The organism is Streptomyces sp. sk2.1 (genome assembly GCF_008120935.1).
In the GTDB taxonomy this organism is placed as follows: domain Bacteria; phylum Actinomycetota; class Actinomycetes; order Streptomycetales; family Streptomycetaceae; genus Streptomyces.
Genome location: NZ_RDBO01000294.1, coordinates 1 through 649, shown reverse-complemented (window position 1 = coordinate 649; position 649 = coordinate 1). Strand labels below are relative to the sequence as shown.

1 protein-coding gene is annotated in these 649 nt (G+C 68.3%); it reads left to right on the top strand.

Features of this window, described 5'->3' with window-relative positions:
• Positions 1-8 precede the first annotated feature (8 nt).
• The gene (locus EAO76_RS43955) at positions 9-632 is read left to right on the top strand and encodes a transposase (RefSeq protein ID WP_262376288.1); all 624 of its coding nucleotides are present in this window, start codon (positions 9-11) and stop codon (positions 630-632) included.
• The last annotated feature ends 17 nt before the right edge of the window (positions 633-649 follow it).

The window sequence follows — 649 nt, the reverse complement described above, 5'->3', positions numbered from 1 at the left end:
GTGAAGGTGTGGAAGGAGGCGACCTGGGCGGAGGTAAAAGGACCCGGGCGGCCTGCGGGGGCTACATCTGCTTCGAGGACGAGGCAGGCTTCACCCGCCGACCGCCCCGAGGCCGGACCTGGGGACGACGCGGACACACCCCGCTCGTGACGGTGAGTGGGCGCCGCTCGGGACGGCTGTCGGTGGCCGGGCTGATGGCGATGCGGCCCGGCTCACGGACCCGGCTGTGCCATCGGCTGATCGCCCACCCGGCGGGCAAGGGCAAGCGCCGCAGCATGAGCGAGCGCGACTTCATCGCTCTGCTCGACGGTACCCACCAGCTCATCAAGGCACCGATCGTGTTGGTCTGGGACCGGCTCAACACCCATGTCTCCCGCACGATGCGAGAGTTGATCGACGCACGGGAATGGCTGACGGTGTTCCTGCTGCCCGCCTGCTCGCCCGACCTGAACCCGGTCGAGGGCGTGTGGGCCCACGTCAAGCGCAGCCTGGCAAACCTCGCCGTCGTCGCCCTGGACCGCTTGGAGGTCCTCGTCCGCAACCGGCTCAAACGACTCCAGTACCGGCCCGAAACCCTCGACGGCTTCATAGCCGGCACCGGCCTCACCCTCGACAATCCAACCTCACCCTGACGAGCCGAAGTCAGTAA